Raw genomic sequence first — 14870 nt, 5'->3', positions numbered from 1 at the left:
GAGTTTTGAAGCGCTGCAGCGGCTCAGCTATGCCGCAAGGATGATATTTGGCTATCGATATTTCGCTGGGGCAACGGATTTCGTAGAGTTGAGGGACTAATACTGTCAGCGCCTGCTGCTATCCATGTATTTAGTCATTCGCAGTATTTAGTCATTCGCAGTAATTCATTCGCGCACTCTCATTAAGGATCCGTGGGCATGCTTGTCACCCTGATACGGCGTTACTCCAAGCCGTATTTGCCGCAGATACTAGCCGTCATCATCTTCCAGCTGGCGTCTACCATTGCCACCCTTTACCTTCCAAGCCTCAACGCAAAAATCATCGATGAAGGGGTGTCCCGGGGGGATACCAACTACATCTGGCAAACCGGTGCCCTGATGCTCGCGGTCGCGCTCGGCCAGGTCGTCGCGGCCATTGCCGGTGTCTATTTCGGATCCCGCGTGGCCATGGCCATGGGCCGCGACTTGCGCAGGGACGTCTTCCGGAAGGTCAGCAGCTTCTCGGCCAAGGACGTCAACAGCTTCGGCGCACCCACGTTGATCACCCGTGGCACCAACGACGTCCAGCAGGTCCAGATGCTCATGCTGATGGGCCTGAACTTCATGGTGTCCACGCCCATCATGTGCGTCGGCGGCATCATCATGGCCTTGCGCGAGGACCTCAGCCTCTCGTGGCTCGTCTGGGTCTCGGTTCCCGTCCTCGTGGCCGTGGTTGGTTACCTCGTGGTCCGGCTCATGCCGCTCTTCCGTTCCATGCAGAAGAAGATCGACGCCATCAACGGTGTCCTGCGCGAGCAGATCATCGGCATCCGTGTGGTCCGGGCGTTCGTTCGTGAACCGTACGAGGCCAAGCGCTTCGGCGATGCCAACAAGGACCTCACCCTGGTTTCGGTCAAGATCGGCAACCTGTTTGTCCTGATGTTCCCGGCCATCGGAATGATCCTGCACCTTTCCACGGCGGCAGTGCTGTGGTTTGGCGGCCAAAGGGTGGACGCGGGCAACATGCAGGTGGGTTCCCTGACGGCATTCCTGCAGTACCTCCTGCAGATCCTCATGGCCGTCATGATGGGTACCTTCATGGCCATGATGATCCCGCGCGCGTCTGTGTGCGCGGACCGCATCGGCGAGGTCCTCGACGTCGAACCCTCCATCCACGATCCGAAGGCGCCCGTGGCGCCCGCGGAAAAGAAGGGTCGCGTCGAATTCCGCGATGTCACCTTCAAATACCCCGGCGCTGAAGCTCCCGTGCTGAGCAACATCTCCTTCACCGCGGAGCCGGGCCAGACCCTCGCGATCATCGGCTCCACCGGCGCAGGCAAGACCACCTTGGTGTCGCTGCTTCCGCGCCTGTACGACGTCGCGTCCGGCGATGTATTGCTCGACGGCGTTCCAGTCACCAGCCTGGACCGCGACGAGATCACCAGCGCGTGGCCACCGTGCCGCAGAAGCCGTACCTGTTCTCCGGAACCATCGAGCACAACCTGCGCTTCGGCAAGACCGACGCCACGGACCAGGAACTCTGGGATGCGCTGGAAACCGCACAGGCCAAGGACTTCGTCATGGAAAAGTCCTCCGGCCTCAACCGTCGTGTGGCCCAGGGCGGCACCAACGTCTCCGGTGGCCAGAGGCAGCGCCTCTGCATCGCCCGGGCGCTGGTGACGCAGCCCAAGGTCTATCTCTTTGACGACTCCTTCTCGGCCTTGGATGTGGCCACGGACGCCCGCCTTCGCAGGGCGCTCAAGGAAAAGACGCAGGATGCCACGGTCATCATCGTGGCCCAGCGCGTCTCAACCATTGCGGACGCGGACCAGATCCTGGTCCTGGACAACGGCAGAATCGTCGACCGCGGCACCCATGAAGAACTCCTGGAAACATCACCCACGTACCAGGAGATCGTCGAATCCCAGCTGAGCGCGGAGGAAGTGGCATGAGCGAACAGAATCAGCAAAAGCGCGGCTGGGCCGCGAAGGCCGAAGCAGCGAAGGCCGCGCGCGACGCTGCGGAAGTGAAGGATGCGGACGCCGCCGGTGCCGTAACGGCGGTGGACGATGACGACATCGAGGAAACCGAATACACCCCGGGCGAAGCCGACGGCGGCATGTTCGGCAACCTGCCGGCCAAGAAGGCAAAGGCCTTCGGACCGTCGGCCAAGCGGCTCCTCGGGCTGCTCAAGCCGGAGGCTGCCGGAGTCGTCTTCGTCATCGGCCTCGTGGTGGTCTCGGTCGTCCTGAACGTCATCGCCCCGAAGATCCTCGGCAGCGCCATGGACGTCATCTTCGGCGGCGTCATGGGCAAGCAATTGCCTCCCGGCGTGAGCCAGGCCGCCTTCGCCGAAGGACTCCGCCAAGCCGGCCAGAACAACTTCGCGGACATGGTCTCCAAGATGGAGCTCACCAACGGGATCAACTTCTCCAAGCTCACGTTCCTGATCTCGATCGTGCTCTTGATGTACTTCGTGGCCAACATCTTCCTGTGGGCCCAGGGCTACATCCTGAACAAGATCGTCATGAAAGTCATCAACCGGCTCCGCAATGACGTCCAGGCCAAGCTCAACCGCTTGCCCCTGAACTACTTCGACACCCGCCAGCGCGGCGACATCCTCTCCCGCGTGACCAACGACGTCGACAACGTCCAGCAAGGGCTGCAGCAGGCGTTCGCCCAGCTGGTCAGCTCGGTGCTGACGGTTTTCGGCATCACCATCATGATGTTCATCGTGTCCTGGCAGCTGGCCCTCATTGCGCTGGTTGCCTTGCCGCTCTCCGGCGTCCTTGCCGGCGTGATCGGCTCGCGCAGCCAGAAGCTCTTCGCCGCCCAATGGAAGAACACCGGCTCTCTCAACGGCCAGATCGAGGAATCGTTCTCCGGCCACGAGCTGGTCAAGGTCTTCGGGCGCGACGCGGACATGCTGGAGCGCTTCGACGAACGCAACGAAGCCCTGTACAAGGCCTCGTTCGGGGCACAGTTCGTTTCCGGCATCATCTTCCCGGCCATGAACTTCGTGTCCTACCTGAGCTACGTGGGCATCGCCGTCGTCGGTGGTTTGCGTGTGGCCTCCGGTCCATGAGCCTTGGCGACGCCACGGCGTTCATCCAGTACTCGCGTGAATTCACCCAGCCGCTTGGCCAGATCGCCGGCATGGCCAACATGCTCCAGTCCGGTGTGGCCTCTGCTGAGCGCGTTTTCGAGTTCTTGGATGCAGACGAGGAAATGCCGGAGAACGCGGCCCGTCACCTGCCCCCGCGCACGGACGGCCACGTCGAGTTCGAGAACGTCTCCTTCAGCTACGTGGCCGACAAGCCGCTCATCGAGAACCTTTCCCTCAGTGCGGAGCCCGGACACACCGTCGCGATTGTCGGACCCACAGGCGCGGGCAAGACCACCCTCGTCAACCTCGTCATGCGGTTCTACGAGCTCAATGCGGGCCGTATCACCTTGGACGGGGTGGACATCAAGGAGCTGAGCCGTTCCGAGCTTCGCTCCAAGGTGGGCATGGTGCTGCAGGACGCTTGGCTGTTCGGCGGGACCATCTACGACAACATCAAGTACGGCAAGCTCGACGCCACCGAGGAGCAGATCATGGAGGCGGCCAAGGCCACCTACGTGGATCGTTTCGTACGCGCCTTGCCGGATGGGTACCAGACCATCATCGACGAGGAAGGCAACAACGTCAGTGCGGGCGAGAAGCAGCTGATCACCATCGCGAGGGCCTTCGTTTCCGATCCTTCGCTGTTGATCCTGGACGAGGCCACAAGCTCCGTGGACACCCGTACGGAGCTGCTGTTGCAGAAGGCCATGGCGGCCCTCCGCACGGATCGCACCAGCTTTGTCATCGCCCACCGTTTGTCCACCATCCGCGACGCCGACACCATCCTGGTGATGGAAAACGGCAGCATCGTGGAGCAGGGCAACCACAACCAATTGCTCGCATTGCAGGGTGCGTACTACCGCCTCTACATGTCGCAGTTCGCCGGTGAGGATGCCGAGGAAACCGTTGTGGATGACTCGACGGCGGTGCACAGCTGAGCGAGCGAATTACGGTCCAAGTACCCATGCGTTGGGGAGACATGGACGCGTACGGGCACATCAACAACGTCCAGATCGTGCGCATGCTCGAAGAGGCCCGCATCGCGGCCTTCGGTCCGCCGCGCGGTGCCGGACTCCCCGGAGTGGAACCACCGGTCTCTGTTTTCGACTCCGTTGAGGACGGGGTCATGATCCTCGTAGTGGAGCACAAGGTCCGGTACGTCCGGACCTTGGAGTATCGGAACATTCCCGCACTGGTTGAGATCTGGGTAGGGGCCGTGAAGGGGGCAAGTTTTGACCTTCACTACGTCATCAAAGATCCCGTGACGGGCCAGGATTGCGTCAACGCGAGTACCCATCTGGCGTTCGTCGACGAGTCCACCGGCCGTGTCCGCAGGCTCACTCCCGAACAGAAGGAGCAGCTGGAGCCCTATCGGGCCTAGCGAAGCATTGCAGCAGCGCCCTGGGCACTGCGGTGGCCGTTAGAGTTTTCCCATGAAACTCGAGATCGTCGCCGTCGGTGCCCAGGGCGCTGCCGTTGCCGCTGAAGAAGGCGCGGACCGGATTGAACTTTGCAGCGCCTTGGAGCTCGGGGGACTGACTCCGAGCCAAGGGCTGATGGAAGCCGCGCAGGAAGCTGCCGACGGACGGCTGGAGATCCACCCGCTGATCCGCAGCCGGCCAGGAGACTTCCTGTACTCCGACGCGGACTTGGACACCATGGAACGCGAGATCCGGTTCCTGCTCAAGCAAGGGGCCCACGGCGTGGTGATCGGAGTCCTCACGGCCGCCGGTGACATCGACGTCCAAGCCACGCGAAAGCTCGCCGACGCGGCTCTAGAGACCAACCCCAACGCCCAGCTGACCTTCCACCGGGCCATCGACCAGACCCCGGACCCGGCGGCCGCCGTCGAGCAACTCGTGGAACTTGGTTTCACGCGGGTGCTCAGCTCCGGGGGCGCCGCGACGGTGGGAGCGGGGATCGAGACCCTCGAGCGCATGGTCCAGCGGGCGGTGGGGCGGCTTGAGGTCATGGCTGGCGGCGGACTCGTCTTGGACGATATCCCCGCCCTGCACGCCGCAGGATTGAGCGCGGTCCATTTGTCCGCCAAGGCCACGGTTTCCACGCGGAAGGACCGTGGGGACTCCTTCGGCACACCCGGCGAAGCAGACCCGACGGCGTACATGGTCACCAACCGGGACCTGGTGAGGGCCGCCCGCGCCGCCTCCCGCTGACATTCCCAACTGACTGGCAGTTGATGTCGTTTTGGGCCCTCAAAACGACATCAAATGCGAGCTAGTTGGGTGGCTCCCTTTACACAGCGGCGACTTGGGTCAAAGATGAGTGAAGTCTTGCGATCGAAAATAGCCCCCAGGAGTCATAAAGATGCAAAACCTGAGCTTCTCCACCATCACCCTGAACATGGCGGAGTTGGGTCCCAATAGCCCGCTGCCGGTGGTCATGGCTGAGTTGGACCAGCCGTACAGAATCGGCGACGGCGTCCCGGAGGAGCTGCGGGCGGCGGCCCGCTACGGCCAGGTGCCGAACATGTTCCCGTACCTGATGCAGGACGGCTACTCCCGCGAGCGGACTGCCCACGAGGTGCCCGCCGTCGTGCTCGAGAACAACAAGCTGCGTGCCGTTGTCCTCCCCACCTTGGGCGGCCGGCTCTGGGAGCTCTTCGACAAGGCCTCGGGAAAGCAGCTCCTCCACACCCATGGGACGCTGCAGTTCGCCAACATCGCCCTACGTAAGGCGTGGTTCGCCGGCGGGCTCGAATGGAACATCGGCACGCGCGGGCACTCGCCCACCACGTGCGATCCGCTGCACACGGCGATCGTCAAGTCCCCCGATGGCCACGACATTCTGCGCATGTGGGAGTTCGAACGCCTCCGCGAAGTGGTCTTCCAAGTGGACATGTGGCTTCCGGAGGACTCGGACGTCCTCCTCACAGCGGTCCGGATCAGGAACCCGCGTGACCACGAGGTCCCCATGTACTGGTGGAGCAACGCCGCGGTTCCCGAGACGGCGGAAACGCGCGTGATCGCGCCCGCCTCCGAGGCTTTCGGTAGCGATTACACCACCGACATCGCCCGCGTCCGGCCCACGGAACACCAAGGCATGGACGCCACCTGGCTGGTCAACAGCCCGCACGCCGCGGACTTCTTCTTCGACATCCAGCCCGGGCACCGGCACTGGATTACCGCAGTAGACCACGACGGCGACGGCCTGGCCATGCTGTCCACCAGCCTCCTGCGGGGGAAGAAGCTCTTCGTCTGGGGCCAGGGCGACGGCGGGAAGCGCTGGCAGGAATGGCTCAGCCCAGGGGCTGGCCCCTACGCGGAGATCCAAGCCGGGCTCGCGCAGACCCAGTTCGAGCACCTGTCCATGCCTGCCGGCGCCGAGTGGAGTTGGGTAGAGGCCTACGGCAACGCGAAGCTGGATCCCGCAACCTCCCACGGCCAGGATTGGGATGCGGCCGTGACCCACGCCAGCGCCCGGCTCGAAGACCTCGTCCCGGACGCGGAGCTCGAAGTCGCCCTTGCCGAAGCCGCGCGGAACTATGCCCTGCCTCCGGACGAGATGCTGGTCCGCGGCAGTGCTTGGGGTGCTTTGGAAAGTGCCCGACGGCGACACTCGGGCCGCAAATGGCTGGACGAAGTCGGTACTCCCTTCGCGGACGACGCAACCCCTGAGGCCATCGAGGAAACGGGCCCCTGGCACAGCCTGCTGGATGGAGCGAGTTTCCTGGGCGCCGGGACCTTCGTGGCTGGGGACGACTGGGAAGAGCTGCTGGCCAAGGATGGCGGAGCCGAGGCACAGTTCCACCTGGCCACCATGAAGCACGCCCGCCAGGATCTTGGCGGTGCGATCGCCGGATACGGCGCCGCGCTGATTGCCGAGGACCTCTCGCTCCGTTCCAAGGTCCTCGCCACAAGGGGCCGGGCCCTCGCGCTGCTCGCCACCAACAAGACTGACAACGGTTGGCGGAACTTGCCGCCGCGAGCCGGCTGGAACCGTCCAATCTCCCCTTGCTCAGCGAAGCCATGACCCTCAGCATCCGGCACGGAGACCCCGCCCAAGCACTCGCCCTGGCGAGCGAGGCACCTGACGGAATGTCCGACGTCGGACGCGTCCGTTTCCTGACGGCGCTCGCCCTCGCGGGTGTCGGCCAAGGCCGGGAGGCAGCAGCGATGCTGCGGGACGGCGTCGAAATACCGGACATCCGGGAAGGCGAGGACGGGATCGCCGAGCTGTGGCAGGAAGTGTGTCCCGGGGAGCCGGTGCCTGCCGGCTATCGCTTCGGGATGCACTGAACTTCCCGGGCGCATCGGCCCGGGGCGCATGCGGCGGGAAGCACGTTGTGGGACGCATGTGGCAGAACATGAGAGGCGGGACGCCTGTGGCGGGGGTGCCGGCTTTCCTGATGCCAGCACCAAGAGAAACCATGTAAGTTGGCATGGTGACTCCCTCCACCAAAACCCCACTGACCCGTGCCCCCGGTATCTCCAAGGAGATCGAAGATGCGGCGTGGTTCGTGCTGGGCCCGGGGCTTCAAGGCAAGGCTTCGGCGCTCGACGCCAGTACCCGCACTTGGACGGTGGACGCCGCCGGCGAGCTCCTGGAGCGCCTGGAACGCGGCGTCGGAGATGCCAACGCCCATGATGACCAACCTGCGCCAGAACCTGGAAGGGGCTTCCCGCGAGGCCAAGTTGCTCGCCGTCGAGCTTCTCTTCCTGCAGTCCCTGCCCCTGGCGCACGAGGTCAAATCGCTCAAGGTGAAGCGCGCCCGCGTCGCTGAAGCCGCGTCCTGGCTCGATCCCGAGCTCGAGCTCCCCAAGGAGCTGTACCAAGGGATGACCGATCACGGCGTCATCCGTGACAGGACTGCTGAGTTCAACTGGACGATCTGGGACCACCTGACCTGGTTGTGCCGGTTCGTGGCGCACGTCGATGGCCAGTCCAACGCGAGCATCAACAAAGCCCTCAAGGACCCGTTGAAATTCCACGAACTCGCGGCGGCAGCCCCCGAGGACCAGCCGGCCATCCGCCGCAGCATCGAATACTTGGCGTGGCCCAGTTACTTCGAGCCCGTGGTCGCGGACGTTGAGCGGCGCGAAATCCGGGACGCCTTCGCCTCGCTGGTTGGCGGTGCCCACGGCGAAACGGAAGCCGACATCACCGCGGACGTCCACCGCATCCGGCTTCACCTGGACGAACAGGCCGGCCAGCGCATCGATTGGTATGATCGCCAGCTCGTCAGCCAGTGGCGCAAAGTGGGAGATCCTGGCCGCCGGGCGTGGCTGCTGCGCACGCACCAGGACTCCGCCGAGCTCCTCGCCGCGTGGCGGGACGAGGAAAAGGCGACGCTCGACGTCGAACACCTCCGCGAACTCACTCCCGGGGTGACTGCCGGGGTGGTCCAGCACGCCGTGGACGAGGACTACAAGCACCTCGGCTACGTGGAGCGGGAGGACACCAAGACTGCCGTTTTCGCGTTCCTGACCGTGATGAAGCCCGGCGACCTCGCGCTGTTCCAGAATTCCGGGGCCATCAGGATCGGCGTGGTCCTGGGCGAGCCGGAACACAATGAGGACAACCGTCGGCTCCGCCGCAAGGTGCGTTGGTTCGATGAGACCCACCCGATTGCCGAGGCTCCGCGGCACGTCCAGCGCCAGCTCTCTACGTCGGGGATCGTCGTGGACGTTACAAGGGTCATCCAGTCGCTGCAGTCCCTCCTGCCGGCCGAAGCGGAGTCCGACGGCGAGGAAACCGCCGCCCCGGACGCCGTCGTCGAGCCCGTGATTGAAGGGTTCCGCCCCCTCACGGAAGAGTTCGCAGCGTCCCTTCACATGGAGCTCGATCCGCTCAAGGAGATCGCCGAACTCCTGGAGGAGAACCGCCAATTGGTGCTCTACGGCCCTCCGGGAACGGGAAAGACCTACCTCGCCAAGCACTTGGCGGCCGAGCTCGCGGGCGACAGCACCGATGAGCGCGTCAAGCTGGTGCAGTTCCACCCGTCTTATGCGTATGAGGACTTCTTCGAGGGGTACCGGCCGGACAAGACCGACGACGGCCAGGTTTCTTTCAAGCTGGTGGCCGGACCGTTGCGTCGACTCGCGGAAGAAGCCGCGAAGCCCGGGAACTCCAACAAGCCGTACTTCCTCATCATCGACGAGATGAACCGGGCCAACCTGGCGAAAGTGTTCGGTGAGTTGTACTTCCTGTTGGAATACCGTGACGACCGCATCTACCTCCAGTACAGCCCCAACGAACCGTTCAGCCTGCCGGACAACCTCTACATCATCGGCACCATGAACACGGCGGACCGCTCCATCGCCATGATGGACGCGGCCATCCGCCGCCGCTTCGCATTCGTGGAGTTGCATCCGAAGGTGGAACCGATCCGCGGTTCGCTCCGGCGGTTCCTCGCGGCCCGCGGCCTGGACACCCTCAACGCGGACCTGCTTGACGCCTTGAACGACTCCATCGACGATTGGGACCGGGACCTGATGATCGGTCCCTCCTACTTCATGAAGAACGCGGCCCAGAACCCCGCAGGCTGCGCCGGATCTGGAAGTACGAACTCATGCCACTCCTGGAAGAGCACTACCACGGTCAGTTGAACCGGGCCCAGCTGGAGGAGCGCTTCGGGCTGGAGCAGTTGTTGGGTCGACTTGCGGTCCGCTAAGACCGCGCCACCGCGGCCGGCCCGCCCCCCGGGCATCGGAAAGCCTGCGGTCCGCGCGTCAACCAAGGCACCGGCTGTGCGGCACATCGTCATGGACGAGCTCTCCGGTGGCATCGTGGACAAGCTTGATCCGGACACGGCCGCCCTGCTCAACTCGAGCGGGCTCGCGAAGGCCTCGCCGATGGGGATGGGACTCTACCGCATCGAGCCTGTGGGCAAGGTGGGGTCGGTGCGGACGCCCACCGTCCAAATCGAGGTACGGCCCAAGGACCGCCTTGGCTTGAGTCGGCTCCTCTTCCTCCTCAGCTACGCCGGGGACCAAGGATTCCGCGAGGATTCCGTGGCCGCCGTCGAGCACAAGGACCTGTGGAGCGCCCTGGCCGAGTCCCTCGCCCAGTTGGCGGAGCGGGCGCTCAGCCGAGGTCCGCTGCAGGGCTATCTCACTGTGGACGAGTCGCTCCGGACGGTCAAGGGCCGTATCCGGATCTCGGACCAGATCTCCCGGCGCCCCGGAATGCTGGTACCGCTGGAAGTCTCCTACGACGAATTCACCGAGGACATTGCCGAGAACCGCATTCTCCGTGCCGCCCTTGAGCGGATGGGCAAGGTTCCCGGCGTGCGGCAAAACGTCCTGAGCCGCTTGCGGCAGCTCAAGGGAAAGCTCGACGCCGTCACGCGGCTGCAGTCCGGAGCGCCGCTGCCGAAGTGGCAGGCCAACCGGATGAACCTCCGCTACCACCCTGTCCTCCGCTTGGCCGAGCTCATCCTGCGGAATGCCTCTGCGGAAGCGGGCGAGGGGAAGCAGCAGACCGCCTCGTTTGTAGTGGACATGTCCACTGTGTTTGAGGAATTCGTGGGTGTGGCTTTGCGGGCGGCCATGCGGGCACATCCGGGTGAAATGCGGCTTCAATACGGCGCCACCCTCAACGAAGCTGTGCGGGATTCGGACCGGCTCACCGTGCGCCCCGACGCCGTGCATTTCCTGGGTGGCCGGCCCGTGGTGGTGTACGACTCGAAATACGCCTCGGCCACCGATTCCGGGGCATCGCTCAACGCGGACCACTATCAACTCCTGGCCTACTGCACGGCGTTGCAAGTGCCCACGGCGTGGCTGGTCTACGCGGGCAAGGGCGAGATGAAGCTGCGACGGATCCTCAACACGGATATCGACATTGTGGAGTACCCGCTGGACTTGTCGCGGCCACCGGCGGAGATCCTTGCCGCCGTCACGGACCTGGCCCAGCAGTCCTGGGGCGAAGTGGTGCGCCAGGCTCGGCTATGAGGGGCATCCGGTTCCGTCCTGTTCCGTCCTGTTCCGTCCGGGCGGCCGGCAGACTAGCCTGAGAGGGCAAGTCACTGCAGATGGAGGCATCATGCACGGCAAGAAAAAGAAGAAGTCCTGGAAGGACATGACTCCGGGGCAGCGGGTAGGCGTGCTTGTGATGGGTGCGGGACAGATGGCGTTGCTCATCGCGGCACAGCGTAGCATTTCCAAGACCCCCGCGGCCCAGATCAGGGGGAACAAAGCTGTTTGGCGGGCTGCAAGCTTCATCAATTTCTTCGGGCCGCTGAGCTACTTCCTGTTCGGCCGCCGTCGAGGAACTGCGTGAGCTGACTCTCCAAAGCCGAACGGTCCCGCAGTTCGCATTCCCACACGGTGAGAACCTCCCATCCCGAGGCCCTCAGCAATTCGCGCTGTCCGGCGTCGCGCTCCCGGGTGCGGTTGCGCTTGGCTGCCCAGAAATCCGCGTTGCCGGTCGGTGAGTGCTGGCCTGCCTTGCAATCGTGGAAGTGCCAGAAGCATCCGTTCACGAAAATCACCTTGCGCCGGCCGGCAAACACGAGATCCGGGCTGCCTGGCAATTTCCCGCCCGCAGCCCGGCCATGGAGCCGGTAGCGGTAACCCTTGGCATGCAGTAGCCGACGGACCAAGAGCTCGGGCTTGGTGTTCTTGCCCCGGATCTTGGACATGTTCAGGCTGCGTTGCTCAGGCGTCAGCAGGTCGCGGCTCTCGCCCATATCCTCAGTCTACGCAGCACCCCCTCCAACGCTCGCTCACGTATGTGGGTTTTTCCCCGGACGCTCGCTCACGTATGGCGCCCAAAACTAGAACCCTCGATCACATGATGTGAGCGGGCGTTGGCCGGAAAGGGCTTGTTTGTGAGCGGGCGTTGGCCGGAAAGGGCTTGTTTGTGAGCGAGGGTCGGCCGGAAAAGCCCATGATGTGAGCGAGCGTCGGCCTCGCGCCGCGAACGACTGATAGCATTCGCCGGTGGGTCGAGGGATATTTCAGCGCATGGTCGGCATTGTGATCGCGGTTACAGTCGGCGGTGCAGCGGCCCTCTTGTGGTTCGCTATTGCCTCGACGGGGAATTCAGCGGTCGAATCGCGGGCTGAGGGGATTGTCCTGGGTGTCTGGAGGATTCTCTACGATTCAGTGGCGCCGCAGCCCCGCGTGATTCTCGTGGCCATAGCCTTTGCCCTTCTGCTATCCGCTGGCGTGGCTGTGCTGGAGCAGCGCATTGCCAACAGATCACGCCGCTCCGCGCATCCCCGGACACCGCTGGCGCCAAAGATCGTCATGGCCGAAACCCGCGGTGTGTATGCTGGCCCGGTCACGGTGACCGTCTTGATCCCTGCGCACAATGAAGAAGCCTCGCTGCCCGCCACCATCGCTTCGCTTTTGTCCCAATCGCACCGCCCGGACCGCGTGGTTGCGGTTGCCGACAACTGCACGGATGCAACTATTGCGCTTGCCCGCGAGGCCGGGGTTGAGGTCTTCGAATCGGTGGACAACACGAAGAAGAAGGCCGGCGCACTCAACCAGGCGCTCAAGTGGCTGCTACCAGGCCAAGGCGATAACGACGTCGTCATGGTCATGGATGCCGACACCCGCCTTGACGATGGATTCCTGGAAGTCGCGGTTGCGCGGATGAGCAATGACCGGGCACTGATGGCTGTAGGTGGTCTTTTCTACGGGGAAGAGGGACACGGAATTGTCGGCCAATTCCAGCGCAACGAATATATCCGGTATTCCCGGGAAATCGGACGACGGCGTGGCCGCGTTTTTGTGCTGACCGGGACGGCCTCGCTTTTCCGTCCCCGTGCCTTGCGCACTGTTGCCCAGAGCCGGGGCGAATCGATCCCGGGAATTCGGGGAGACGTTTACGACACGGCATCGTTGACCGAGGACAATGAGCTCACGATTGCCTTGAAATCCCTGGGCGGCCTCATGATTTCCCCCATGCAATGCACTGTGGTCACCGAGTTGATGCCGAATTTCCGCACCTTGTGGGCGCAACGACTCCGTTGGCAGCGGGGTGCCCTGGAAAACCTTGGGGCTTACGGGGCCACACCCCAGGGGCTCCGCTACTGGGCGCAGCAGTTCGGCATTGGCTACGGAGTGATTGCCCTCAGCGCCTACCTCCTGCTGATCCTCTTGATGGTTTTGTCCCTGGACAACTGGGTCTGGTTCCCGTTCTGGCTGGGAATCGGCGTCGTCTTCTCCATCGAACGCGTCGTCACCGTGTGGAAGGGTGGCTGGCGGGCACGCCTCTTGGCAGTCACGCTCTTTCCGGAGTTGTTCTTCGACATGTTCCTCAACGTGGTGTATGTCAAGGGAATCATCGACATTTCCCTTGGCAAGCAAGCCAAATGGAAACACCTCAACCATTCACCAACCGGCGAACCATCGAAGGCAGGGTAATCATGGCTATTTCCGCCTCCCTTCCCACCGGAATTTTGTTTCCTGAGGGAATTCTGCATTCCGATTGGTTTGCCGTCTTGGCGACCTTCGTCGCGATTAATACGTTGATGTATGGCGCGTTGGCCATCGCCAAAATCTTGCCGAAACTGCACCCCGGCGATTGGGTTCGCACCCGGAACCAGCGATCGGAAACCCGCAGCATCCACCCCGATGCGCCGGCAGTGAACGAAGCCACCGACTTCCTCAAATCCCGACGCTGACCGTCCGCGGAGCTTGGAAGGACAGCAGGCGCAGCCACTCGGGGTTCGGCTCTGCCAAACGGACGCCATGCAGCGCTGCCGCGGTTTCCTGCACGACGACGGCGGCCTCCAGTTCCGCGAGCTTCGCACCAAGGCAACGGTGAATCCCTGAGCCGAAGGCCAGCCCGTAGGCCGTGGGACCCTGCTCGTGGGCCGCCGAAGCCCGCCCGGATGACTCGTGGTTGCCTGTGAGTTCCAGGAGGATTTCGGCGCCGGCGGGGACGCGCTGGCCGTCGAGCACTGTGTCCTGGGCGGCAACCCGGCGCCATGTGGGAACGGAGGATTCCGTAGCCAGGACGTGCCGGATGAGGTCCCGTGCAGTGGTTCCGGAGGCCGCGTCTTTCCAGTCAAAGCCCACTGATCCCTCGGCAAGCCGGAATAGCGCCGTGCTGATGAGTTGAGTGGTGGTTTCCTGCCCTGCGATGAGCAGGAAGTAGCCGAGGGAACAGATCTCTGGCGTGCTGAGGCCGTGTTCCGCCAAGGAGCGGAAGAGATTGCGTCCGGGGGATGCCACGGCTTCGAGGACGAGTTCCCGCAGCCAGCTGTAGAACCCGGCCGCGCTGTGCGCCAGTTCCAGTTGCCTCTCGGGATCCGGCCAGCCCCAGAACAGCTCGAGCGAGTCCAGGCTCCAGGCTTTTAGCTCCGGAAGATCACGGACAGGGAGTCCCAGAAGCTCGAACATCACGATCGCCGGCGGGTACGCTGCCACGGCCTGCACCAGATCCACTTGCCCACCCGTTTCCAGCAGGCCAACAGCGGCGGCAGCGGCATCCCGAGCGATGCCGCGGATGCGCGGCTCAAAAGCACCCACCGTTGCCGGGGTAAAGAACCCGGCCACCACCTTGCGAATGCCAGCATGGGAAGCCGTGTCATTGCTGGCCAGCACCGGCGGCAGCGCGAAGCGGGCGCGCTGCAGGACCCGCAACGACGGTCCGGACAAAGGTGTCACAGCGATGAGGGCATTTGCCGGGCTGAAGTCTTCCGGCCGGTGCAGGACTTCCCGCACAGCCGCGGGCTCCCGCAGCACCAGATACGGGCACGTCTGGGCGCCGGCAGTAGTGGTGTTCATGACCAAGCCCCGCTCAGCCAGTGCGCACTCGCCGCCCGGAACGTCACGGGTGGGAGGTCCGCGGCGCGCTCGGGGAGCAC

Annotated in this window: 10 protein-coding genes and 3 pseudogenes; 11 read left to right on the top strand and 2 right to left on the bottom strand. The window is 63.9% G+C overall.

Features of this window, described 5'->3' with window-relative positions; genetic code table 11:
* Positions 1-198 precede the first annotated feature (198 nt).
* The 9 genes and pseudogenes from AHiyo1_RS07440 (at position 199) to AHiyo1_RS07405 (ending at position 11326) form a co-directional block, all read left to right on the top strand.
* Positions 199-1931: pseudogene (locus AHiyo1_RS07440) on the top strand (ABC transporter ATP-binding protein).
* A pseudogene (locus AHiyo1_RS07435) lies at positions 1928-4023 on the top strand (ABC transporter ATP-binding protein). The pseudogenes AHiyo1_RS07440 and AHiyo1_RS07435 overlap by 4 nt, the downstream one beginning before the upstream one ends.
* A gap of 26 nt (positions 4024-4049) precedes the next feature.
* Complete coding sequence (locus AHiyo1_RS07430; protein ID WP_059388126.1) at positions 4050-4466, top strand: acyl-CoA thioesterase; 417 nt, start codon at positions 4050-4052, stop codon at positions 4464-4466.
* A 52-nt stretch (positions 4467-4518) separates the two neighbouring features.
* Entirely contained in the window at positions 4519-5259 is a 741-nt protein-coding gene (locus AHiyo1_RS07425; protein ID WP_059388125.1) for a copper homeostasis protein CutC, read from the top strand.
* Positions 5260-5410: 151 nt separating this feature from the next.
* Positions 5411-7075, top strand: a complete 1665-nt coding sequence (locus tag AHiyo1_RS07420) for a DUF5107 domain-containing protein (protein ID WP_253257204.1) — start codon at positions 5411-5413, stop codon at positions 7073-7075.
* Complete coding sequence (locus AHiyo1_RS26360; protein ID WP_253257203.1) at positions 7072-7341, top strand: hypothetical protein; 270 nt, start codon at positions 7072-7074, stop codon at positions 7339-7341. The genes AHiyo1_RS07420 and AHiyo1_RS26360 overlap by 4 nt, the downstream gene beginning before the upstream one ends.
* Before the next feature lie 143 nt (positions 7342-7484).
* Positions 7485-9716: pseudogene (locus AHiyo1_RS07415) on the top strand (McrB family protein).
* Positions 9717-9807: 91 nt separating this feature from the next.
* A complete protein-coding gene (locus AHiyo1_RS07410) occupies positions 9808-10998 on the top strand; it encodes a 5-methylcytosine restriction system specificity protein McrC (protein ID WP_059388129.1) in 1191 nt (396 codons plus the stop codon).
* Between the two features lie 91 nt (positions 10999-11089).
* Positions 11090-11326, top strand: coding sequence for a PLDc N-terminal domain-containing protein (locus AHiyo1_RS07405; protein ID WP_084784400.1), 237 nt, complete (start codon positions 11090-11092; stop codon positions 11324-11326).
* Here AHiyo1_RS07405 and AHiyo1_RS07400 read toward each other — a convergent pair.
* Entirely contained in the window at positions 11268-11735 is a 468-nt protein-coding gene (locus AHiyo1_RS07400) for a very short patch repair endonuclease (RefSeq protein ID WP_059388124.1), read from the bottom strand. The two genes, AHiyo1_RS07405 and AHiyo1_RS07400, sit on opposite strands and share 59 nt — an antisense overlap.
* 277 nt (positions 11736-12012) lie before the next feature.
* Here AHiyo1_RS07400 and AHiyo1_RS07395 point away from each other — a divergent pair, with 277 nt between their 5' ends.
* Together AHiyo1_RS07395 and AHiyo1_RS07390 are read left to right on the top strand one after the other, a co-directional pair.
* Positions 12013-13422, top strand: a complete 1410-nt coding sequence (locus tag AHiyo1_RS07395; RefSeq protein WP_084784399.1) for a glycosyltransferase family 2 protein — start codon at positions 12013-12015, stop codon at positions 13420-13422.
* A 2-nt stretch (positions 13423-13424) separates the two neighbouring features.
* On the top strand, positions 13425-13682 hold the full coding sequence (locus AHiyo1_RS07390) for a hypothetical protein (RefSeq protein WP_253257202.1): 258 nt from the start codon (positions 13425-13427) through the stop codon (positions 13680-13682).
* Here the strand turns inward: AHiyo1_RS07390 and AHiyo1_RS07385 are convergent.
* Positions 13666-14790: a cytochrome P450 gene (locus AHiyo1_RS07385; protein WP_059388123.1), complete on the bottom strand. Its 1125-nt coding sequence runs from the start codon at positions 14788-14790 to the stop codon at positions 13666-13668. The genes AHiyo1_RS07390 and AHiyo1_RS07385 overlap by 17 nt on opposite strands.
* Positions 14791-14870: the final 80 nt, after the last annotated feature.

The sequence above is a fragment of the Arthrobacter sp. Hiyo1 genome (genome assembly GCF_001263615.2).
In the GTDB taxonomy this organism is placed as follows: Bacteria; Actinomycetota; Actinomycetes; order Actinomycetales; family Micrococcaceae; genus Arthrobacter.
This window is presented reverse-complemented; position numbering and strand designations above follow the sequence as displayed.